The 20,070-nt window shown below is 66.2% G+C and carries 21 protein-coding genes; 8 read left to right on the forward strand and 13 right to left on the reverse strand.

Annotated features, from left to right (window positions below):
- Positions 1-18: 18 nt before the first annotated feature.
- Positions 19-723 (reverse strand): glycosyltransferase, encoded by a 705-nt coding sequence (locus NATTI_RS0119670; protein ID WP_006088154.1) that lies wholly within the window; start codon positions 721-723, stop codon positions 19-21.
- A gap of 153 nt (positions 724-876) precedes the next feature.
- On the opposite strand from NATTI_RS0119670, the gene NATTI_RS0119675 reads away from it, so the two are divergent.
- Positions 877-1,857 (forward strand): beta-ribofuranosylaminobenzene 5'-phosphate synthase family protein, encoded by a 981-nt coding sequence (locus NATTI_RS0119675; protein ID WP_006088153.1) that lies wholly within the window; start codon positions 877-879, stop codon positions 1,855-1,857.
- A 58-nt stretch (positions 1,858-1,915) separates the two neighbouring features.
- Here NATTI_RS0119675 and NATTI_RS0119680 read toward each other — a convergent pair whose 3' ends face one another.
- On the reverse strand, positions 1,916-2,323 hold the full coding sequence (locus tag NATTI_RS0119680; RefSeq protein WP_019992066.1) for a hypothetical protein: 408 nt from the start codon (positions 2,321-2,323) through the stop codon (positions 1,916-1,918).
- A gap of 309 nt (positions 2,324-2,632) precedes the next feature.
- Here NATTI_RS0119680 and NATTI_RS0119690 point away from each other — a divergent pair, with 309 nt between their 5' ends.
- Positions 2,633-2,962 (forward strand): transcription factor S, encoded by a 330-nt coding sequence (locus NATTI_RS0119690; RefSeq protein WP_006088150.1) that lies wholly within the window; start codon positions 2,633-2,635, stop codon positions 2,960-2,962.
- A gap of 19 nt (positions 2,963-2,981) precedes the next feature.
- Here the strand turns inward: NATTI_RS0119690 and NATTI_RS0119695 are convergent, their stop codons facing one another.
- Positions 2,982-3,383 carry a DUF5518 domain-containing protein gene (locus tag NATTI_RS0119695; RefSeq protein ID WP_006088149.1) on the reverse strand — a complete coding sequence of 134 codons (402 nt, stop codon included), beginning with the start codon at positions 3,381-3,383 and terminating at the stop codon, positions 2,982-2,984.
- A 138-nt stretch (positions 3,384-3,521) separates the two neighbouring features.
- Here NATTI_RS0119695 and NATTI_RS0119700 point away from each other — a divergent pair, with 138 nt between their 5' ends.
- Positions 3,522-4,910: a DNA polymerase Y family protein gene (locus NATTI_RS0119700; protein WP_006088148.1), complete on the forward strand. Its 1,389-nt coding sequence runs from the start codon at positions 3,522-3,524 to the stop codon at positions 4,908-4,910.
- A 142-nt stretch (positions 4,911-5,052) separates the two neighbouring features.
- Complete coding sequence (locus NATTI_RS0119705; protein ID WP_006088147.1) at positions 5,053-6,375, forward strand: J domain-containing protein; 1,323 nt, start codon at positions 5,053-5,055, stop codon at positions 6,373-6,375.
- A gap of 84 nt (positions 6,376-6,459) precedes the next feature.
- Here the strand turns inward: NATTI_RS0119705 and NATTI_RS0119710 are convergent, their stop codons facing one another.
- The 3 genes from NATTI_RS0119710 to NATTI_RS0119720 all read right to left on the reverse strand — a co-directional run bounded on the left by NATTI_RS0119710 (position 6,460) and on the right by NATTI_RS0119720 (position 8,653).
- Positions 6,460-7,092: a uracil-DNA glycosylase family protein gene (locus NATTI_RS0119710; RefSeq protein WP_027119231.1), complete on the reverse strand. Its 633-nt coding sequence runs from the start codon at positions 7,090-7,092 to the stop codon at positions 6,460-6,462.
- Between the two features lie 98 nt (positions 7,093-7,190).
- Complete coding sequence (locus tag NATTI_RS0119715) at positions 7,191-7,907, reverse strand: helix-turn-helix domain-containing protein (protein WP_006088145.1); 717 nt, start codon at positions 7,905-7,907, stop codon at positions 7,191-7,193.
- A gap of 329 nt (positions 7,908-8,236) precedes the next feature.
- Positions 8,237-8,653 carry a CopG family ribbon-helix-helix protein gene (locus NATTI_RS0119720; RefSeq protein ID WP_006088144.1) on the reverse strand — a complete coding sequence of 139 codons (417 nt, stop codon included), beginning with the start codon at positions 8,651-8,653 and terminating at the stop codon, positions 8,237-8,239.
- Positions 8,654-8,759: 106 nt separating this feature from the next.
- Between NATTI_RS0119720 and NATTI_RS0119725 the strand changes: the two genes are divergently transcribed.
- The gene (locus NATTI_RS0119725) at positions 8,760-9,251 is read left to right on the forward strand and encodes a metal-dependent hydrolase (protein WP_006088143.1); all 492 of its coding nucleotides are present in this window, start codon (positions 8,760-8,762) and stop codon (positions 9,249-9,251) included.
- A gap of 48 nt (positions 9,252-9,299) precedes the next feature.
- Here the strand turns inward: NATTI_RS0119725 and NATTI_RS0119730 are convergent, their stop codons facing one another.
- Positions 9,300-10,175, reverse strand: coding sequence for a COX15/CtaA family protein (locus tag NATTI_RS0119730; protein WP_006088142.1), 876 nt, complete (start codon positions 10,173-10,175; stop codon positions 9,300-9,302).
- Positions 10,176-10,356: 181 nt separating this feature from the next.
- Between NATTI_RS0119730 and NATTI_RS0119735 the strand changes: the two genes are divergently transcribed.
- Positions 10,357-11,460, forward strand: a complete 1,104-nt coding sequence (locus tag NATTI_RS0119735; protein WP_006088141.1) for a M24 family metallopeptidase — start codon at positions 10,357-10,359, stop codon at positions 11,458-11,460.
- An 85-nt stretch (positions 11,461-11,545) separates the two neighbouring features.
- Here the strand turns inward: NATTI_RS0119735 and NATTI_RS0119740 are convergent, their stop codons facing one another.
- Together NATTI_RS0119740 and NATTI_RS0119745 are read right to left on the reverse strand one after the other, a co-directional pair.
- On the reverse strand, positions 11,546-12,223 hold the full coding sequence (locus NATTI_RS0119740) for a helix-turn-helix domain-containing protein (protein ID WP_006088140.1): 678 nt from the start codon (positions 12,221-12,223) through the stop codon (positions 11,546-11,548).
- Positions 12,224-12,286: 63 nt separating this feature from the next.
- Entirely contained in the window at positions 12,287-13,375 is a 1,089-nt protein-coding gene (locus NATTI_RS0119745; protein ID WP_006088139.1) for a glutamate--cysteine ligase, read from the reverse strand.
- 430 nt (positions 13,376-13,805) lie between these two features.
- On the opposite strand from NATTI_RS0119745, the gene NATTI_RS0119750 reads away from it, so the two are divergent.
- Positions 13,806-14,339, forward strand: coding sequence for a hypothetical protein (locus NATTI_RS0119750; RefSeq protein ID WP_019992068.1), 534 nt, complete (start codon positions 13,806-13,808; stop codon positions 14,337-14,339).
- Between the two features lie 20 nt (positions 14,340-14,359).
- On the opposite strand, the gene NATTI_RS0119755 is transcribed toward NATTI_RS0119750, so the two are convergent.
- From NATTI_RS0119755 to kynU, 4 genes are all read right to left on the reverse strand, one after another.
- On the reverse strand, positions 14,360-15,943 hold the full coding sequence (locus NATTI_RS0119755) for a fatty acid--CoA ligase (protein ID WP_006088134.1): 1,584 nt from the start codon (positions 15,941-15,943) through the stop codon (positions 14,360-14,362).
- An 81-nt stretch (positions 15,944-16,024) separates the two neighbouring features.
- On the reverse strand, positions 16,025-16,657 hold the full coding sequence (locus tag NATTI_RS0119760) for a fibrillarin-like rRNA/tRNA 2'-O-methyltransferase (RefSeq protein WP_193787779.1): 633 nt from the start codon (positions 16,655-16,657) through the stop codon (positions 16,025-16,027).
- On the reverse strand, positions 16,650-17,552 hold the full coding sequence (locus NATTI_RS0119765) for an NOP5/NOP56 family protein (RefSeq protein WP_006088131.1): 903 nt from the start codon (positions 17,550-17,552) through the stop codon (positions 16,650-16,652). The genes NATTI_RS0119760 and NATTI_RS0119765 overlap by 8 nt, the downstream gene beginning before the upstream one ends.
- An 87-nt stretch (positions 17,553-17,639) precedes the next feature.
- The gene (gene kynU / locus NATTI_RS0119770; protein ID WP_006088129.1) at positions 17,640-18,941 is read right to left on the reverse strand and encodes a kynureninase; all 1,302 of its coding nucleotides are present in this window, start codon (positions 18,939-18,941) and stop codon (positions 17,640-17,642) included.
- Positions 18,942-19,076: 135 nt separating this feature from the next.
- Between kynU and NATTI_RS0119775 the strand changes: the two genes are divergently transcribed.
- A complete protein-coding gene (locus NATTI_RS0119775) occupies positions 19,077-20,033 on the forward strand; it encodes an alpha/beta hydrolase (protein ID WP_006088127.1) in 957 nt (318 codons plus the stop codon).
- Positions 20,034-20,070: the final 37 nt, after the last annotated feature.

Raw genomic sequence — 20,070 nt, forward strand, 5'->3', positions numbered from 1 at the left:
GGCCGAGTCCGCGACTGATCAGCGAAAGTGTGCTCGAGTCGGCGAGCGCCCGGGGATCGCGTACTCGAGATACCCCACGAAGTACGCGAGAAAGAGGGGGAGATACCCTTCCTCTCGCTGGCGACGGGCCGAGGTCTCGACCGGGCAGGTATGATCGTAGACGACCAGTCCCTCGTCGCGCAGTCGTAGCGAGAGGTCGGTGTCCTCGAGAAAGGGCAGCGACTCGTCGAAGCCGCCGACCGCCTCGAACGCCGAACGGCGGGCGCTGCAGTCACAGCCGGGCTGCTGGACGAAGCCGACGGGCCAACTGACGCGGTACCACCAGTCCGAAAGGAGCCGAAAGAGCAGTCGATGCCGAACCGCGTCGGTGATCGGGCGAAGCGGCCCGCCGACGCCGACGACCGAGGGCGTCGCGCAGTGGCGTCGGTGGCGTCGAACCCATTTGGGAGGAACGACAGTGTCGGCGTCGGTAAAGAGGAGCAGGTCGCCAGTGGCCGCCGCCACACCCCGATTTCGAGCGGTTCCCGGCCCGTTTTCCCGTTCGTCGACGAGCACTCGGTCGGTAACCGGATGCTCGCGAGCGGCGGCCAGCGTCGCCGAGCCGCTGGCGACCACGATGGTCTCGAGTTCCCCGTCGAAAACCTGCCCCAAGAGCGAGTCGAGCGTTCGCTCGAGATGGGCCGCTTCTTCGCGAGCGGGGACGACGACCGACGCGGAGTCCATCGACGGTGACTGTCGCCGCGAGCGGTAGAGTCGCTGCGGCTCCGCGATTGCTGGTCGGGCGGCTCTGCGATCCGTCGGTCCGCCTCGCTCGAGACGTTCACAGTCGTTGCCACCGTCGAAATCCCCTTCCCGAGGGCCTCCCTACCGCAGCGTATGACGACCGCGACCGTCACCGCAGGCGCGCGACTCCACGTCGGCTTTCAGAACCTCTCGCTCGCCCGACGGCGACTCTACGGCGGAATTGGCGTCGGTCTCGAGGAGCCCCGCGTGACGGTCGCGGCCGAACCCGCCTCCGGCGTCGAGAGCGACGATCCACTGGTCCGGGAGTACGCCGCGCGAGCCGTCGACGTCCTCGACGTCTCCGGTGTCGCGGTCACGCTCGAGGAACGGCTCCCGCGCCACGTCGGCCTCGGGAGCGGGACCCAACTCGCTCTGTCGGTGCTCGCGGCAACGGCGCACGCACACGGGCTCGAGCCCGACATCCGCGAACAGGCACCCGCGATGGGCCGCGGCGGCCGCAGCGGGGTCGGCGTCGGGACGTTCGAGGACGGCGGCTTCGTCGTCGACGCCGGCCATCCGACGAACCGCTTTACGACCGAGCCGCCGGCCGAGGGCGACTGGATGGTTCCACCCGTCGTCGCCCGACACGAAATCCCCGACGAGTGGCGGTTCCTCGTCGTCGTCCCCGAGGCCGAACCCGGCCGCAACGGCGACGACGAAGACGCGAGTATGCGCTCCGTCGTCGAGCGCGCCGATCCCGCCGTCGCCGACGAGATCGCCAGCGTCGTTACCCGCAAACTGCTGCCCGCCGCTGCGGAGGGTCGTCTCGAGACCTTCGGCGAAGCCATCGCCGAAATCGGGCGCAAGAACGGGGCGTGGTACGCCGACGCCCAGGGGGGCGTCTTCCGGCCGCCCGCCGGAGCGCTCGTCGAAGCGCTCGAGGCGTGTCCGGTCTGTACGGGCGTCGGCCAGTCGTCGTGGGGGCCCGTCGTCTACGGCGTGACGGACCGCACGCACGCCGACGAGGCCGAATCGGCGGCTCGAGACGCGCTGGCGGATAACGGACTCGAGGGACGGGTTATTTTGACGGAAGCGGCCTCGAGCGGGGCTCGAGTCAGCATTGACGGCGATTGAGTTCCACCGTGCGGTGGCGCGCGCTTGGCTGTGGTGAGCGTACAGCGAACCACAGATACTAGTCTTCGAAACTCGTCTGTCGCTCCTGCTCAAGTCGTTGACAGCCGATCACTAACGAATCGGGAATGTCGGTCGCAGTTGCGTGTAACGCGTCGAAAACGACGGCAATCTCGTCAAACTGTGGGCCTCGAGATGCAACCAACGGCTCTGTCTCCCAGTTGATGAACCCCTGATCAGCCAATAGAGGAAGATGGATGTGATGCAATTCCTGCCGAAGTTTTTCGGGATCGGTAGGAATGTTTGGATTCATTGCATTTTCTGGCAATGAAACTGATTGGCCTGATGCGACATCTAACAGAGAAACGATGAGTTGGCGGCGTGGTTCTGCCGAAAGTGCCTCGAAAACGTGATTCCATTTTCCAATGATACGCTGTCCATTCTCGATTCGTACGCCCATCTCTTTCATACCGATAGATCGGACGCTTCTGGCATAAGACTCTAGCCAAACAACAAACAATCCAACTAATTACTAGTATTTATTTATGAACGCAGGATTTCTCCCAGATCCGTCATCGAACACCTGTTCGCGGAGACCGAGACGCTCGAGGAGCACACGGCGCTATTGGCGACCGACATCCTCGAGATGCCCGCCCTCGAGACGTTCCGGGTCGCCGACTGCCCCGTGGTGCTCGAGGACGAGCGACTCGAGCGCGGCTACTAAGCGGCGACGGCGGCGGTCAGTATCCTTTTGCGCCTCGACCCGCTACGGGCGGCTATGCAGTTCTGCGACGACTGCGGTTCGATGATGAAAGCCGACGGCGACCACATGGTCTGTACGAACGACGACTGTGGCACCTCGAGCGAGCGCGACCGCGACCGCGAGAGCGAGTTCGTCTCGACGGAGTCCCAGACGGACGACGAGGTGATCGAGTCCGACGCGAACGCCAACTTCGAGGGGAAGCCGAAGGCGACGGACGTGGTCTGTGACGACTGCGGCAATCAGGAGGCGTGGTACACGCTCAAGCAGACGGCCTCGGCCGACGAGCCGCCGACGCGATTTTTCAAGTGCACCGAATGTGGGAAGCGCTGGCGGGGCTACAATTAATCGAGACGCCGGATTCGAGTCACAGTTCGTTTTTGACGTAAATTCCCAGCACTGCACCCACGGCGCTCAACCCGACGGTGTAGAACGCGCCGAACACCAGAAAGAGGACGAAGAACACGCCTAACCCCGGTGCCGAACCGCCGACGCCGAGGAAAAATATCGAGGCGAGAAAGCCGAAGAAGACGAACGGAACGAGCATGACGAGTCCGGCGAGCGCGCCGACTCGCAGGCCGTCGGCCGGCTGGCCGCCCTCGAGGTAGCCCGCGACCCCGCCGCCGAGCAGCGTCGAGCCCGGGACGAACGAGAGCACGATGCCGGCGGCGCCGCCGACCAACGCGTTGAAGACGGTGTTGGGGTCGTCGTTCGATTCGGTTTCGTACGTGTCGACTGGCGGTGGCATGTCGGCGGTATCGGAGACCATAGGAACTCCTTTCGCCACCGAAATAAAAAATATTTGTAGCTATTCGTCGATCACCCTCCCCGAACGCGACATCGGATCGGCCCCGTCGGAGGCGGACACAACGTTCACAACGATTCGCGCGAACCGATCAGTAGACGAATGACTGACGGGCCGCGACTACCGGGCATCGAGACGGACGACGATGAGGACCGAATCGTCTGTCACGTCGATGCGGACTGCTTTTATGCCTCCTGCGAGCGACTCCGCGAGCCCGAACTGCGGGGCGAACCTGTCGTCGTCGGCATGGGGTACGAACCCGGCGACACCATCGGCGCCGTTGCCACCGCGAGCTACGAGGCCCGCGAGTTCGGCGTCGAGAGCGCTCAAGCGATCTCGAGCGCGCTCGAGCGCCTGCCCCGACGCGAAGCGCTCGACCCCGACGCCGAGGACTACGACCCCGATCTCGAGCCCGAAGAAACCGGCCATTACCGTCCCGTCGATATGGACTACTACGAGTCGATCGCCGGGGAAGTACGCGAAATTCTCCACGACTGTTCCGACACCGTCAGAGAGGTGAGCATCGACGAGGCCTACCTCGATGTCACCGATCGCACCGCCTGGGAGGTCGCGGACGGCTTCGCCCGCCATATCACGGACCGCATCCGTCGGGAGGTCGGCGTGACCGTCAGCGTCGGCGTCGCGCCGACGATGAGCGCGGCCAAGATCGCCAGCGATTTCGATAAGCCCGACGGCCTGACCGTCGTCCGGCCCGGCGAAGTTCGGGAGTTCCTCGCCCCGCTCGAGGTCGATCTGCTCCACGGCGTCGGTCCCGTGACCGCGCGGGCGCTTCGGGAGATGGGGCTCGAGACCGCGGGTGACGTCGCCGCGACCGATCCGAAGCCGCTGGTCGAACGCTTCGGTGAACGCGGTCGAGAGCTGTATGATCGCGCACGCGGGGACGACGCCCGTCGGGTCGAACCGAAAGGAGAGCCCAAGAGCTTCTCCCGCGAGTCAGCGTTCGCGGAACCGATCGAGAAGGCGGAGCCGAAGTACGAACAGATCGAGACGCTCGCCGCGGCCGTCGCCGACCGCGCCCAGCGAGAGGGCGCGCTCTACCGGACCGTCGGCGTCAAGGCCGTCACGCCGCCGTTCGACGTCAACACGCGCGAGCGATCCCTGCCGGGACCGATCGACGATCCGGAACTCGTCGACCGTATCGCTACCGACCTGTTCACCGAGTTCGAGACCGAGGCCGTCCGGAAGGTCGGCGTTCGCGTCGCCAACCTCGAGTTCGCCGCGGCCGATCAGGCTAGCCTCGACGGCTGGGAGGGCCGCGCGAACGAGCAGCGGGCTGACGGTGACGGCGGGACCGAGACGGACGCCGCGGACGGCGAACCGGCACCTAGCAGCGACTCCGGAGCCGACAACGAGACGGATTCGAGCGACGAAAAGCGAGAGTCGACAGACGACAAAACGGCGTCGACGACGGACGGCCGAGACGCGACGGCCCACACCGAGGGACAGTCGTCGCTCGCGGATTTCTCGTGAGGCCGGCCGGTAGATCACGACGACATACCTCGCTCACGGCCACAATAGTAAAATCGTTCGAGCGACGAGTCGAACCCACTGTACAGAACGGCGTAATTATATCCCTCCACTCACAACTCATAGCAGACACGCTTACTTTCACATGACTGAGGACTTCTACGACCTTCTCGAGATCCCGTCCGACGCCTCTCAGGACGAGATCAAAGACGCCTACCGCGAGCAGGTCCGCGTCTACCACCCCGATCACAACGACGACGAGCGGGCCCGAGCCCAGTTTACCGCGGTCAAGAAGGCCTACGATATCCTCGGCGATTCCGTCGAGCGACAGGCCTACGACCGTCTCGGCCACGAAGACTACGTCGCAAAGCGAACCAGCGGGCTCCCCTCACCGGACGTCTGGAAGAGCACCGACGAGAAATCGAGCAGTCCGGCCGAGACGGACGCGGCGGACGAGGAGTCGGGGAAGACGTTCACCTACTCCGACGACGCAAGCGCCTCGAGCGACACCGGTTCCTCGAAATCGAAGACGAAGGCGACGGCCTCGTCCGCTGGCGGAGCAACGACCTCGGGGTCGACGGCGGGAACGTCTTCATCGGCTTCGTCGACTTCGGCGTCCTCGGGCGCGAGGGCGACGGGTACCGCGACCGGCGGGGCAACCCGAACGGGAGCTGGTACCAGCAGTTCCGGCGGGACGAACCGAACCGCCGGATCGACCGACGGTGGAACGAGTCACGCGACCGCGGGTGGCCGAACGGGGAGCCGCTCCCGAGCCGAATCCGGACGGTTCGGCGACAACGCCGCCGTTCGCTGGTGGCGTCGACAGAACTTCTCGCTGCCGCTGATCTGGACCTCGGTGTTCATCTATCTCGCCGGGATCGGTCACTTTGCGCTCGCGAACGACTCCGCACTCGAGGGGCTGGCCGCCGAGCTAAGCGCCGTCGGCACCGACCCCGGTGGGATCCAGGAGGTCCTTGCGAGTGGCCGTCACGGGGTCGATTCGACTGCCAGCTATCTCGCGGCGTTCGAACTCGTCGCGCCGCCGCTCGAGCAGCCGCTCTGGGAGGGCGTGTTGGCCGGCGTCGTGGCCCTGACGCTCCTCGGCCTGCTCGGCGTTCGAGCGGCTCGAGACGCCGAGACATGGGGTCCGATATCGATCGACGAGACGATCGTCCTCGCGCTCGCGGTAGCCGCGTCGACCGTCCTCGTCGGCGGGCCGCTGCTGGCTGGAGCGGTCCTCATGCCGGTGCTGTTCACCGTCATCGTCCGTCATACCCGTCGCGGGCCGGGCTGGAAGCCGTCATATCTGTACGTGCTCCCCGTGCTGGCTCCGCTCGTCGGCGTCGGGATTTCGGCAGCCGGCGAGGCGACGCTTGCGATCGATCTCCTCGCGTTCGTGATCCTGCCGATCGTCGGCGGCCTCGGACTGCCGCTGCGGGCGACGGTCCGGAAACGCTTCGGCTGGTAGCTCATACGGTCGGCTGTAAGTCAGTACCGGACCAACTGCTGTACGGCTCGCAGTTGCGCCGATAAACAGTTACTGCCGACCGTCTCACCCAACCGTCGTCGCGACGCCCTTTGTCTGCCGGTAGTCGCGCCCGAGGATCTCCTCGAGTCGCGCCACGATCGCTTCCCGGTCCGTATCTTCCCACTCCGTCGGCTCCCTTATCGGTACAACCAGGAAGCCGCGGCCGCGGATCTCGCGGGCGTGGAGTCGGGCCATGTCGAGGTCGAGACGGTCCCGCTGGGTCGTGTACTCCCGGAGGACGTGGTCGGTCGCGCGCTCGCCCACCGGCAGGAGGATGTGGGCATTGATCGCCCGCAGTTCGGCGTCGAAGTAGCGCTCGAGGTCGGCGTAGTCTTCCTCGCTCGGCGTCTCGCCGGCGGGGAGACAGCACATGTGGATGTAGCTGCAAAACAGGTTCTCGAGGTCGGGGCGGTCTTCGGGTCCGCTGGCGAAGCCGACCTCGCGGGCGATATCCTGAATCGCGTCGCCGGACTCGGTACCGGTGAACGGCACCCCGGTTGACGTTCCGCCGTGGACGCCGGGATGGTCACCAATCAGGTAGAAGTCGGCGTTGGCGTCGCCGTAGCCGAAGACGGCGGTCCGCTCGTCGGGCCCGGTGCGGTCGAACGGGGGCCGCAGTCCGAACGGGTTGCTCGTCCGCTCTGTAACGTTCTTCACGGGACTGGAAAGGCCGTCGAAGAGCATAATCACCTCGATCACCGAACGGATCGCCGGAGACGAACCCGTCGCCGAAGCGTTCGACCGCGCCGTGCGTGCTACTGATCCGACTCGAGTTCGGTGTCGAACCCGTACTCGATCCCGGTCGACGGATCCGTTCCGTCCGACGCTCGATCCGCGGCGATCGTCGAGCCGATCAACGCCGCGAGCCCGCGCCGGAGACGCTGTGAGACCGCCGAATCGGAGACCTCGAGCTGTTCGCCCAGTTCGACGAGGGTCGTCCGTCGCGGCACGTCGAAGTAGCCCGCGCGATAGGCGGCGGCGATCAACTCCCGCTGGGCCGTCGTCAGCCCGAACTGACGAGTGGAGCCGGGACTAACCGTCTCGTGGAGCTGGACGAGTTCCATCGAGATCGCCTGATCGACGCAGTTCGTGTAGAACGCGGAGAGATCCTCGTAGGACGGAAATCGCAGTCGAAACGTCCACTGGGCGTCGGTCCCGACGGCGCTCGTAACGATCGCGTCGTGCTCGCGAATCGACTCGAGGACGCCGTTGACGCGACCGTTCCACGTCACCTTGATGAGGACGTGGTCGTCGGTCTCGTCGACGATCTCGGCGGTCGCAACGGCCGGTTCGTCCTCGAGCGAGTCGACGGTCGCGTCACGGGCCGAGGCGGGCGCCCAGAAGTACGGAACAACTGATTCGCTCGTGGGAACCGTCGTCTCGACGGTCAGTGTGATGTCCTCGTCCAGATCGGTGAGGACGCCGAGCGGGAACTCGGCCGCCGGAACGGCGACTGTCGCGACGATGCTCATTCAGCTCGTGCCCTCTCGAGCGGTGGGTTTCGGGGACCGTGGCAATTCGGTCGCGAACGTCGGTTCGACTGCATCGATCGGATCGTTGGGAACCGTTGACTGTCACAGGACATGGAGGAGTCGTTCGATGGAACATCCACAGGAGCTTACAAGAATTGGCCGGTTGGATATCGAAGTAGTTTAAGTCCGGGTGCGTATCTGGTCGCGAGAGTCGAGACCCGTCCGACTCGCGCAGGTATCGGATCCGACGGCCCGCCTAGCGTGTCGCTCGGCGACGACGCGTCCCACACCGTTCGCACGACGGAACTCTTCTCAGCGGGAACCGACCGTCAGTACCCCGACTCATGCCCGGCCGCCGAATCCGCGCGCAACAGCGTTACCGAAACGCGGCCGACGGCGTCGAAGTCCTTCAGATGGTAGACGAACGAACGGATGCGTTCGGCCGACCCGTGACAAAAGACGGCCTCGAGACACCACTCGCCGTGGTGGACGTGACAGGTCGTGTCGATTTCGGACTGAAACTCGTGTTGGATCTCGTGGAGGTCCTCGATGATCGCCTCGTGGACGTAGTCGAAGACGACCGTCGCCGCGACCGTTCCACGGGCCTGTTCTAACTGGTGGTGAGACTCGACGTACTCCTGGATCGCCTCCCGGAGGGCGCGCGAGCGGGAGTCCAGACCCTCCGCCTGCCAGGTTCGGTCGAACTCGGCCAGCATCTCCTCGGGAACGTTGAGGCTGGTTCGCATACGCAGTCGTACGCGCGGCGGCGAAAAAGGTCCAGCGGTCGCCGGTATCCGACGGGACCAGCCGATCACGGTGTGTTTATTGCCCGGAAGCGAATCACGTTGAACAATGTATCAGCTCGGCCACTACGGGGCCGCGTTGCTCGTCTACGCACCCCTCGGGACCGCCGTCGGTCTCGCGGGTCACGAGACGGCGGCGATCGTCGGCGCGCTCGCCTGCGTTGCCCTCTCTACGCTTCCCGACTGTGACCACCGGATTCCGACGATCGAACACCGCGGCCCGACCCACTCGGTGGGGTTCGCGCTGTTCGTCGGGGTCGGACTCGCCGCCGTCGCCGCGCTGTTCGTCGGCGCTGGGTCGCCCCTCGCTGAGGTCGGCTTCGTCGCCTTCGCGTTCGTCGTCGGCAGCCTCTCGATCGTCTCGCATCTCCTTGCAGACGCGCTCACGCCGATGGGAATACGCCCGTTCTGGCCCGTCTCGAGGCGACACTACACACTCGAGGTAACGAAAGCGGCGAACCCGATCGCGAACTACGTCCTTCTGGGGCTCGGTGCCGGCGTGGGTGTTGTCGCGACGGTCGTCGTGGCCACGCTCGGCTGAGCGAGAAGCGGTTTTCCCGAAACGGTCCGAAAACGAATCCGTGAGTGACTATCGTGCCTGCCCGTCACGCGCTTTGGCTGTCGCACTCCGGCTCAGATAGATTCCCGCCATGAACGCGACGAAGAGTATCGCCACGCTGGCGAGATATAGGGTGTCAAACGCCGGGTTGACGGCCTCACGGGCGAGGAAGACGACGACAAACGACAGCGCCGCCGTGGCGCTCAACACGGCGGTCAGCCGTCCGCTCTGCAACCGTCGGCGGCCGACCATGAAGGCGACGATGACGGTCGCGAGCAGCGCGAGTGTGACGGCGTACTGTGCCATCTGCATCGACGGGCCGTAGGATGTGATATCGCCGAGGGCGAACGGGCTGAGGGCAACGTGGAACGGAAGCGACAGGGCACCGAGCACGAGCGAACCGGTGACGTGACTCGCCGTCAGCCGCGACGCCCAGACGAGCACCGTCGCCACCACGAAGAGGACGAAGATGAGGACGGCGGTCCAGAAGTGCAACTGGAGGATGTCCATCGTATACTGCGTGACGGTTTCGCGGCCGAGGACGACCTGAATCGGCGTCAGAATCGCACCCATAACCACGAGCACGGCGACGCGGCGGTCGACGTCGGGGAGTCGCCAGGCCGCGGCCGCGGTGCCGATAATCGCGATCCCGGCGAACATGGCGACGAACCGGTGGAACCACTCGTAGAAACTCGGCAGGTTCGCCGGGAAGGCGTTGTACGGCCCGGCATCACAGAGCGGCCAATTTTGCTCGCAGGCCAACCCCGAACCGGTCGCCTTCGCGGCGACGCCGAGCAGGATCGTCGCGGCGACCAGCACGAGCGTCGTCGCGAGTAGCTGGGGAAAGCCGAACCGTTCTATCAGCGGGCGAACTACCGGACGAGAGGTGTAGCTATCGGTCGACACAGGCGTTCAGACGGGGGTTAGGACTAGCTGTACTTAGGTTGCCCGAGTCGTTCTTAGTTCGCTGGAATCGGTCGACTGGGCCGATCACAGCGACGGTTTCGTCACCTCCGTTTCGAACACCCGCCGGGATCGACGGCGTCGCGTTCGTCGCATTCAAACGTTGCCCGCACCAGCACCCGGTATGAACAAGCGAGCGCGACTCGAGCGCTACCTCGACTCGGCGGACCTCGATTCGGTCTGGTTCGCCCGACCGAACGCCTTCGCCTGGCTGACGGGCGGAAACAACGTCGTCGACCGCGAGACGGACGCCGGTGTCGCCGCCGTCGGCTACGACGGATCGGACGTGCGAATCCTGACGAACAATATTGAAGCGGATCGGATCCGGGCGGAAGAGATTCCCGATATCGAGGCCGAAGACGTCTCGTTCGAGCAATTTCCCTGGCACGCCTCCTCGCTCGGCGAGGCCGTCGCGGCCCGCGTCGCGGACGACGAGCGGGCCGCCGCCGATATCGAGGTGCCCGGTCTCGAGCGCGTCGATCCGACGGCGCTTCGACAGCCGCTGACTGAGCAAGATATCGAGCGGTACCGAGAGCTGAGCGGACAGACGGCGTCGGCCGTCGAATCGGTCTGTCGAGAGCTCCGCGCCGAGGACAGCGAACACGAGGTTGCCTCGGCGCTGAGGGTCGCCCTCTCGGCGCGCGACATCGAATCCCCCGTCGTCCTCGTCGGCGGGAGCGAGCGCGCCCAGCGGTACCGCCACTACACGCCCACCGAAGCCGAACTCGGCGACTACGCGCTGGTCTCGGTGACGACACAGCGGGCCGGTCTCCACGCGAGCTGTACCCGCACCGTCGCCTTCGACCCGCCGTCGTGGCTCGAGGACAGACACGCGACCGCTGCCCGCGTCGAGACAACTGCGCTCGCGGCGACGCAGGCGGCAGCGACCGAGGGCGGAACCGCCGGGGACGTCTTCGAGGCGATCCAGCACGCCTACGACGCGCTCGACTATGACGGCGAGTGGGAGCACCACCACCAGGGCGGTGCGGCCGGCTTCGCCGGCCGGGAGTGGATCGCGACGCCCGACCACGAGGCCGCGGTCGCGGCACCGATGGCGTACGCGTGGAATCCGACCGTCCAGGGCGCAAAGAGCGAAGGAACCGTCCTCGTCACGGAAGACGAGATCGAGCCGCTGACGTCAACGGAGCGCTGGCCGACGACAACCGCACGGGCCGTCGACGACGACCTGGAACTCGAGCGACCGGCGGTGCTCGGGCTCGACGATTGAACGGCTGACCGGCGGTCGAAAAGGGATCTGGGGCTAAGAGACGACAGAGAGCACGTTGGGGCGACTCGAGGCGCTCGTGTCCCGACTAGTCGTCCGAACTCGAATCGTCAGTGTCGTCCTCGAGGAGTTCGACGTCTGCCTCGTCCTCCGTCGGCGGTTCGGCGTCGTCTTCTTCGGCCTGGGTGTCGCCCAGTGTGCCGACTTCGGGCGACCCGCTGTCGTCGACGGTGATCGTCACCGGTTCGGGGCCACCCTCGAGGTCAGAGTCCGACGCCTCGCGCCGGTCGAGGACGCGATCGAGGGTGAAGATGGTGTTGAGTTCCTGCTGGACCTGATCGACGACCCCGCCGACGAGTTCGCTCGGCTGGATCGCCGTGTACTCGTAGGGGTTGTTCCCCGCCCCCTCGCTCGCGCGTTTCTCCCGGGTCACGCGGTCCTCGTCGTGGAGTTCCGCCAGCGCCTCCCGAACCGTACTCGGGTAGAGTCCGGTCCCCTGTGCGACCTCCTCGGAGGTGCTGCCGCGGTTCGCCAGCAGGTGGACGTAGATCTTCGCTCGCGTCTCCGTGTCGAGGATCCACGAGAGCAGGTCGACGATTCGCTGGTCGACTTCCTCGACGGCCGCCGTTCGAACGCCGTCGCCGTCGCTCTCGTCGTCGACGAATACGTCTACGTCGGACAGGTCGTACTCCTCGTCGCCCTCGTCTCGATGCTGTTCGTCGTTCCCGTCGTCTACCCGGTACTCGTCAGTGTCGTCTGAAGCCATCTGTTGTCTCGTCGAAAACAACGGCTCGCACGGAAGTAAACCTTTGCGAGGATCGAACCCGTGTCACTCGGTCTGAAGCAAAACCGACTCACAGAGGGCGTCAGAACCGGACTGCTCGCGTATTCGCCGCTGTCGCTGGGCGCCGCTCTCGCGGTCGTAGACGCGCCCGATACCGTCGATTCCCAGCCGCTCGCACTCGCGGTCGACGAGTTCGCCGAGATCGATCGTCCCCTCGAGGTCGCGGCTGACGAGCGACGCCTCGTGGCCGTGGCGGATCGCGCGCCACTTGTTCTCGTCTAACAGTTCGCGGCGATGATCGCGGGCGTAGCCCGACGCGCCGTCCTCGTACGCCGCGGCGAGGTCCTCGACGAGCGCGTGGGCGTACTCGACGAACGCGAGCACGATATCCGGGTCGGCCTGGCCATCCGGCGTGCGCAGTTCGACCGTCCCGTGGGCCGTGTGCGGGCGGACGTCGTACCAGAGTTCCCCCCGGTCCTCGATCGAGTCGGTCTCGAGCATCCGGCGCTCGAACCGGTCGAACGCCTCGTAGTCCTCGAAGTAGGTCGGCATCCCGGTGTTCGGCAGTGCTTCGAAGATCTTCGAGCGAGCAGACTGCAGACCCGTATCGAAGCCGTTCCAGTACGGCGAATTAGCGGAGAGCGCGAGCATGATCGGCACGTACCAGCGCAGTTCGTTGGCGATCCAGACCGCCTTATCTGCGTCGTCGACGCCGACGTGGACGTGGACGCCCGCGGTCGTGTTTCGGTGCTGTGGGTACTGGATGCGGTCGAGTTGGGAGCGATAGCGGGACTTCTCGGCGTGCTCGAGTTCGCGCCACTTCGCCAACGGATGCAGGCCGGCGGCGGCGATCTGATAGCCGTAGGCGGTTGCGTGATCGACTAACGCCCGTCGAATCTCGAGCAGCGACTCGCGGGCGTCGCTCGGCTCCTCGATCAGCGGCGTCTGCGTCTCGATCACGAACTTGAACAGTTCGTGGTCGAGTCGGCCCTCGAGAATTTCGGGTGGGTCGTGTTCGTAGACGAGTTCGTCGGTGCCGCTCGTGGGACGGCCCGTTTCGTCGACAACGAAACACTCCTCCTCGATCCCCAGCGTGCCCATGCGCGTAAACGAATCCCGGGACCCGCGTTCCATCGTCTCCCGTTTTCGCCCGCGGTGATAAATACCGTTTGGACTCGGCAGCGTGGAACCCCTGCGAGTGCGAGCCGTGTTGACGGACGAGACTGCACTCGAGCAGGCCGCCGACGCTATCGCCGGTCGCCGCTCGGCCCCCGGGGGGTCAGTTGTCGCGTGGTAGCGCAAGTCTTGGGCGCGTGTTGCGTACGCCGAAATCCCCTTCAGCCCGCAGATGATGGGATCCCGTAGCCGTTGAAATCCGGTCTTTGTCGCAGACGACGACCGTCGTACAACCGCCGTCGGGAGTCTGCTCACACTGGTTGCAGTTCATGTTTCGATAGCTCGCTCGAGGAACAATTACGGACCACAGCGATTCCCACCGCCTCACAACGGGCGGGAAGACGTTCGGACGGCAGTATTTATAGGCGGCGTCGTGCTACCTTCACTCATGGGACGAGACCGACGCCAGCACGGCAATCCCGTCCGCCAAACGCGGCCGGCCACCAGCGCCACGCGCCGCACCTGGTACGGTCTCGGCAAACTCTCCCGGGCCGAGAAGAGCGGGTTCGGCCGGTTTCTGCACGACTGTAGTCACATTTTCGGCGACATTTCGATCCTCGCGCTTCCGACGCTGTTCGCGATCGTCGCGGCACCCGGGCCGGGGATCTACGACGCGACCGCCGCCGGGCTGCTCGCGTGGATGGCGATGGTCGTCGTCGGGACGCTGATCCGCGGCGGCTGGATCAGGCCGCTGGCGACCGAGACGCTCGGCTGGGTGGCGATCTCGCCGTTGCTGATCGTCCTACGGCTCGTCTACTACAATCTCGCGCTGTCCGTCGCCGTCTTCGGCGGCGTCTGGCTCGCCGGCGCTGTCGGGATTCCGGCGCTCTCACTCGTCGTGGCGTTGGTCGTGTCGGTCGCCTCGATGCTGGCGTTTCCGCGGCTCGCGGAGTCGGTCTACGATACGTTCCGAGAGCGGTGAGAAGCCGCTGTCGACGACGGTCAGGACGCGATACTCTCGGCTTCGGGATCGACGTCCGCCTCGTCCTCACGGAGTTTGAACTTCTGGATCTTTCCGCTGGGGTTCTTGGGCAGGTCGTCGACGAAGTAGTACGCCCGCGGGCGTTTGAAATCGGCGAGGAGGTCGCTCTCGAGGACGAACGAATCCAACTCCTCGGCTGAGACGCCGTCGGCGACGACGTACGCGACGACCAGTTCGCCCCACTCGTCGTCGGGTTCGCCGAGGACGGCCGCCTCCTCGACCGCGTCGTGGGAGAACAGCACGTCCTCGACTTCGGCCGGGTAGATGTTCTCGCCGCCGGAGACGATCATGTCGTCTTTCCGGTCGACGACGTAGAGGTAGCCGTCGTCGTCGAAGCGGCCCAGATCGCCGGTGTAGTACCACGTCGTCCCGTCGTGTTCGCGCAACGACCGCTCGGTCGCCTCCGGACGGTTCCAGTACTCGCGCATCGTACACGGGCTGGCGATCAGAATTTCGCCGATCTCACCGTCTGCGACCACCTGGTCGGGATCCCCGTCGGGTTCGATCACGCGCAGTTCGTGATTGAGCGCGGCCACGCCAGCGGAGCCCTGCTTCGAGAGCTGGTCCTCCGGCGGCTGGAAGACGCCGGCGGGACCGATCTCGGTCATGCCGTACGCCTGGAGATAGTCCTCACAGAGGTGCTCCCGGCAGTTCTCGAGGACCTGCTCGGGCATCGGTGCCGCGCCGTAGAGTCCGAGTCGGAGCGAGGCGACATCGACATCCGATTGAGCCGCGGTCATCGACAGCGCGTTCCAGGCCGTCGGCGCGCAAAACAGGAGGCTCACGTCGTGTTCGTCGATCGCCTCGAGGGCCGCCTGCGGTTCGAACTCGTGGTGGATCACGCTCGCCGCGCCGCGGTGGACCCGCGGGAACAGGTTGCAGTGGAGTTCGGCGCAGTGGTACAGCGGCATGACCGACAGGCCGACGTCGTCGCGAGTCATCCGCCCCTCGGCGATACAGATGAGGTTGTGCTCGACCATGCTTCGATGCTCGTGCACCACGCCCTTCGGACGCCCCGTCGTTCCCGAGGTGTAGATGAAGGCGTATACGTCGTCCTCCGCGACGCGGACAGCTGGTCGTTCGGCCGAACCGGACTCGAGTAGCTCGTAGAACCCCGTCGCGTACTCGGGAACGTCGTCGTCGATGTAGACGTAGTCGGCGACGGTCTCGAGGGCCGGCCGCGCGCCTTCCACCGACTCCCTGGTCGCCGATTCGAACAGCAGCAGTTCGGCCGACGCGTCGTTAACGATGTACTCGATCTCGCCCGCCGGAAGCCGGAAGTTCAGCGGGGTGAAGACGGCCCCGATCTTCGCGCAGGCGTAGACGGTGAGCGCCATCTCCGACCCGTTGTACAGCACCGTCGCGACGCGGTCGCCCTTCTCGATCCCCGCGTCGAGTAGTGCGTTTGCCAGCCGATTGACGCGCTCGTCGAACTCCGCGTAGCTCCACCGCTGGTCCTTGCGCGGATAGATGATCGCGTCGCGGTCGGGATAGCGGTCGACCGTCTGTTCGAGCGTCTCTCCGATCGTGGGGTGTTCCGACATGCCATGATATTATCCCACAAACTTACTTATAATTGTTAGCGACGGGGGAGATGCGGAGGCGAAGTATCGCTCCCGGCCGTCCTATTTCGGTCGTGCGACGATTCCGAGGTGATCGGTATGGTAGTCCTCGAGCCGTCGGGACTCGAGGATCTCGTACCCCGCTTCGAGTTCGGCCCGAACGTCGTCGAAAACCTCACCGGGGTCGCGCGTCACGTCCTCGCTCCGGGCCTTGACGGCCAGCAGGAGTCGGCCGTCGTCGTCGAGGAACTGTGCGTTCTCGAGCGCCACTCTCGCCTGCCCCCGGGTCGCCACATCCTGTACGATCACGTCGACATCCGATTCGACGATATGGGCGTACGTCTCGGGCTTTCGGGCGTCCTTCAGCAACGGAAACAGTCGCGGTCGCGACTCGGCGGCCTCGAGCAGATCCCTGGCCGGCCGCGCCGCGAACTCGACGGCGTAGGTCGGCCCGGCGAAGTCGGCGACGTGGCTCACGGTCGTCCCGCTGGCCGCGCCGAGGTAGAGCACCGTCTCGCCGCCTCCGAGGCCGATCTCCATCCCCAGCTCGAGCATCGCGCCGAGTTTCGATCGGGTCGGGTTCCAGGCGCGCCAGTCACCATCCGTTGGCTCGCCGTAGACGGGTTCACCGCGGGTCGCGAGCCGTTCGGTGCCGTCGAACTGGCGACGTTCGACGCCGTCGGGGAGCTCACTCATCGGACTCACCCGCGCCATCGCCGTCGTCAGCACCGGCACCGCTCCCGTCGTCGCTCCGGGCCTGAATCGTCTCGATCCGTTCCGCGAGTTCGGCCTCGAGTTCCGGTTTCACGTCGCCCGAGTAGTGATCGACGCGGGCGGCGATGGCGAGTTTGCCGGCGACCGCACGCGCCGCAGAGCCGCGCTCGTCGGGGTGGGTGCCCCGGACCGCGTCGTGGGTGTAGATAATGCCGTGTTTGGGCGACGGTGCGTGCCCGCGAAGGTGGGCGAATAACGCGTCCTCAGCGCCGAGGATCTGGACCGTCCCGCTGGGTTTCTTCGCGAGATCCTCGAGCCCGCCGGCCAGCGAGATCAGCCGCGCCCCGAGGACGGGTCCGGCGAGCGCGGAGAGGTTCGGCGCGACGATCGGCGTCTGTCGCTCGACGTACTCCCGCAGGTCGTCGGCCTCGTCGGCGAGCGCCACGACGCGCTCGGCGAGCGAGACGAGCGGTTCCTGTCCCGGTTCCGGTTCTGTCTCTCGAGTCGCGAGGTCGCGGGCGTAGTCGACGCCCGTCCCGGCGTCCGGATCGACGGTTCCGGCCCACTCGGCGAGCCGTTCGGCGAGTTCGTTCGCCGTCCGGGTGCAGTCGTCCATCGCACGGACGGCGTGGACGAGCTGGCGGTCGTCGGCCGCCTCGCGTTCGGTCACCTCGGCGCGGGTCGCTGCCGTCGTCGCCGCCTTCAGCGCGTCGTAGTACGCCGCCTCGTCGTCGGCGAACCCGGACTCGAGGCCGAGGGCCGGCCAGTCGCGGGGCGCGTTGGCGGCACCGTCGCGAACCGCGGCCGCAGCCGCGTCACGGTCGTCCGCCTCGAGACCCGCGAACCAGCCGTCGTCCGCGGAGGTGCTGTCTGTCATACCTACACCTTGGTGGCCGGGGTCGTATATGCGTTCTCGAAATCGATAGGAACGTCCGTATGGCGGCGTCGCTCGACAATCGCCTCCTCACGAGACGGTTCCGTCGGTGTCGACGGTCTCGTACGCGCCGTCCTCGAGAACCGCTCGGAGCCGCTCCGTGAACTCCCAGACGTCGACGAAGCGGGTGTACAGCGGTGCTGGACTGACTCGAATAACGTTCGGCGGGCGGAAGTCGACGACGATTCCGCGGTCGCGGAGGGCCTGACTGACCCGTTCCGCGTCGGGGTGTTCGATCGCCACGTGACCACCCCGTTCCGCCGGTTCCCGGGGCGTCCCGACCGAACAGTTTAGCGCCCCGAGTTTTTCGTCGACGAGGTGGACGAGGTAGTCGGTCAGCGCGAGCGACTTGGCACGGATCGCACCGATCCCGGCCTCGTCGACGAGTTCGAGCGCGCCGGCGAGGGGCGCGGCGCTGAGTACCGGGATCGTCCCGATCTGCCACGCGCCGGCCGATTCGGCCGGTACGAACCGCTCGCGCATCTCGAACTGCGTCTCCTTCTCGTGTCCCCACCAGCCCGCCAGCGCCGGGGTCGTGCCGAGATGGCGCTCGTTGACGTACAGCCCCGCGATAGCGCCCGGACCGGCGTTGAGGTACTTGTAACTGCACCAGACCGCGAAGTCAACGCCGTGTGCCGAAAGCTCGTGGGGGACGACGCCGACCGAGTGGGCGAGGTCGAACCCGGCGAGTACGTTCCGGTCGTGGGCCGCGGCGGTGATGCGCTCGATGTCGAGTCGCTGGCCGCTCCGGTAGAGCACCGACGGCAGGAAGACGATCCCCACCTCGCGTTCGTCTAGGGCCGCAACCACGTCCGCTTCCGCGATCGTTCGGCCGTCCCGACTCTCGACGACGTGGAGGTGCTCGTCCGGGTCGTAGCCGCGCTGGCGCAACTGCGCGCGGATCGCGTAGTGGTCGGTCGGGAAGTCGAGTTCGTCGACCAGAATTCCCGGCGGGCGGTCGCCTCGAGCGTCCAGGAACGTGCCGACGAGCGTGTGGATGTTGACCGTCGTCGAATTGGCGACGACCACCTCCGCCTCATTGGCACCGACCAGCGGCGCGAGGTCGTCCCCCAGCGACTCGCCGTACCAGAACCAGGGCCGTTCGGCCTCCGTCCACCCGCCGATACCCATGTTTCGCCACTCCTCGACGGCTCGCTCGAGCGACCGCTCGGCCGCGTCGGAGATCGGCCCGAGGGAGTTCCCGTCCAGATAGATCTCGCCGGGAACGTCGAACCGGTCTCGAAAGCTCGAGAGCGGGTCCTCGGCGTCCCGTTCGCGGGCGTACGCGACGCCGTCGCCGTGAGTGCGGTCCTGATCGAAGCCGGAATCCATGCGTGACCGTTGGGTCGGCCTCACTGAAGTGTTTCGGCGTGCCGGCTGCGATCGCGGACGTAATCCCCTTCTCGAGCCGTCACGGCCGACGCGAGAGGCCGGTACTGCTAATTGGCGTAGGTACTAGACTGACGTATGGACGATGTGGCGACCGACGAGTTGGACCCGGAGTTCGCCGCGGTGCTCCGGGACGGCCGGGTGGCCGACCTCCCGCCGTGGCACAGCATGTCCGTCGCCGAAGCGCGGCGCGTCGAAGACGAGGCGTTTTCGGCGGGAGACGGGCCGCCCGTCGAACGGGTCGACGACCGGCGTATCGACGGTCCCGCCGGTGACGTGCCGGTGCGAATCTACTGGCCCGAGCCGCCGTCCGAGAATGCTGGCGACCCGTTTCCAGCGCTGATCTTCTGTCACGGCGGCGGCTGGGTCCTCGGAACGCTCGACTCCGCCGACGACCTCTGCCGGGAGTTCGCGACGCGCGTCGGCGCGGTAGTGATCTCGGTCGACTATCGGTTGGCCCCCGAGCACCCGTTCCCCGCGGCCGTCGAAGACGCGTGGACCGCCCTCGAGTGGACGCGCGACGAGTCCGATTCACTCGGTATCGACCCCGACCGCATCGGGGTCGCGGGGACCAGCGCCGGGGGCGGTCTCGCCGCCGCGGTTGCGCTCCGAGCCCGCGACCGAGAGCTGTCCCTGGCCATACAGGTGCTCTGCTATCCGATCCTCGACCGCAATCTCGAGACGCCGTCGTATCGCGAGCACGCCGACGCGCAGCTACTCTCCCGCGCGGACATGGCGTGGTTTTGGGACCGATATCTCGACGAAACGGCAGACGCCGGCGACCCGCTCGCGGCCCCGTTACGAGCCGACTCGCTGGCCGGCTGTCCCCCCGCGGTAATCGCGACTGCCGGTCACGACGTGCTCCGCTCCGAAGGGGTGGCGTACGCCGACCGCCTGCAGTCCGCCAGCGTTGAAACTCGTCACTGTCACTATCCGTCGCTCGCACACGGGTTCCTGAGTCTCGCTGACGAGGTCTCTCGCGCTGGAACTGCGATGGGCGAACTGACCAGTGCGGTCGAGAAGGCGTTGCTGTGATGCCACCGGCCATCCGATCGACAGCGTTCGGTCGCCG

The sequence above is a fragment of the Natronorubrum tibetense GA33 genome (assembly GCF_000383975.1).
GTDB classification, from domain to species: domain Archaea; phylum Halobacteriota; class Halobacteria; order Halobacteriales; family Natrialbaceae; genus Natronorubrum; species Natronorubrum tibetense.

Bases quoted from the DNA above. Each gene is read 5' to 3' on its own strand.
- NATTI_RS0119670 (WP_006088154.1), bottom strand. From the start codon at position 723: ATGGACTCCGCGTCGGTCGTCGTCCCCGCTCGCGAAGAAGCGGCCCAT.
- NATTI_RS0119675 (WP_006088153.1), top strand. From the start codon at position 877: ATGACGACCGCGACCGTCACCGCAGGCGCGCGACTCCACGTCGGCTTT.
- NATTI_RS0119680 (WP_019992066.1), bottom strand. From the start codon at position 2,323: ATGAAAGAGATGGGCGTACGAATCGAGAATGGACAGCGTATCATTGGA.
- NATTI_RS0119690 (WP_006088150.1), top strand. From the start codon at position 2,633: ATGCAGTTCTGCGACGACTGCGGTTCGATGATGAAAGCCGACGGCGAC.
- NATTI_RS0119695 (WP_006088149.1), bottom strand. From the start codon at position 3,383: ATGGTCTCCGATACCGCCGACATGCCACCGCCAGTCGACACGTACGAA.
- NATTI_RS0119700 (WP_006088148.1), top strand. From the start codon at position 3,522: ATGACTGACGGGCCGCGACTACCGGGCATCGAGACGGACGACGATGAG.
- NATTI_RS0119705 (WP_006088147.1), top strand. From the start codon at position 5,053: ATGACTGAGGACTTCTACGACCTTCTCGAGATCCCGTCCGACGCCTCT.
- NATTI_RS0119715 (WP_006088145.1), bottom strand. From the start codon at position 7,907: ATGAGCATCGTCGCGACAGTCGCCGTTCCGGCGGCCGAGTTCCCGCTC.
- NATTI_RS0119720 (WP_006088144.1), bottom strand. From the start codon at position 8,653: ATGCGAACCAGCCTCAACGTTCCCGAGGAGATGCTGGCCGAGTTCGAC.
- NATTI_RS0119725 (WP_006088143.1), top strand. From the start codon at position 8,760: ATGTATCAGCTCGGCCACTACGGGGCCGCGTTGCTCGTCTACGCACCC.
- NATTI_RS0119735 (WP_006088141.1), top strand. From the start codon at position 10,357: ATGAACAAGCGAGCGCGACTCGAGCGCTACCTCGACTCGGCGGACCTC.
- NATTI_RS0119740 (WP_006088140.1), bottom strand. From the start codon at position 12,223: ATGGCTTCAGACGACACTGACGAGTACCGGGTAGACGACGGGAACGAC.
- NATTI_RS0119745 (WP_006088139.1), bottom strand. From the start codon at position 13,375: ATGGAACGCGGGTCCCGGGATTCGTTTACGCGCATGGGCACGCTGGGG.
- NATTI_RS0119750 (WP_019992068.1), top strand. From the start codon at position 13,806: ATGGGACGAGACCGACGCCAGCACGGCAATCCCGTCCGCCAAACGCGG.
- NATTI_RS0119755 (WP_006088134.1), bottom strand. From the start codon at position 15,943: ATGTCGGAACACCCCACGATCGGAGAGACGCTCGAACAGACGGTCGAC.
- NATTI_RS0119760 (WP_193787779.1), bottom strand. From the start codon at position 16,657: ATGAGTGAGCTCCCCGACGGCGTCGAACGTCGCCAGTTCGACGGCACC.
- NATTI_RS0119765 (WP_006088131.1), bottom strand. From the start codon at position 17,552: ATGACAGACAGCACCTCCGCGGACGACGGCTGGTTCGCGGGTCTCGAG.
- kynU (WP_006088129.1), bottom strand. From the start codon at position 18,941: ATGGATTCCGGCTTCGATCAGGACCGCACTCACGGCGACGGCGTCGCG.
- NATTI_RS0119775 (WP_006088127.1), top strand. From the start codon at position 19,077: ATGGACGATGTGGCGACCGACGAGTTGGACCCGGAGTTCGCCGCGGTG.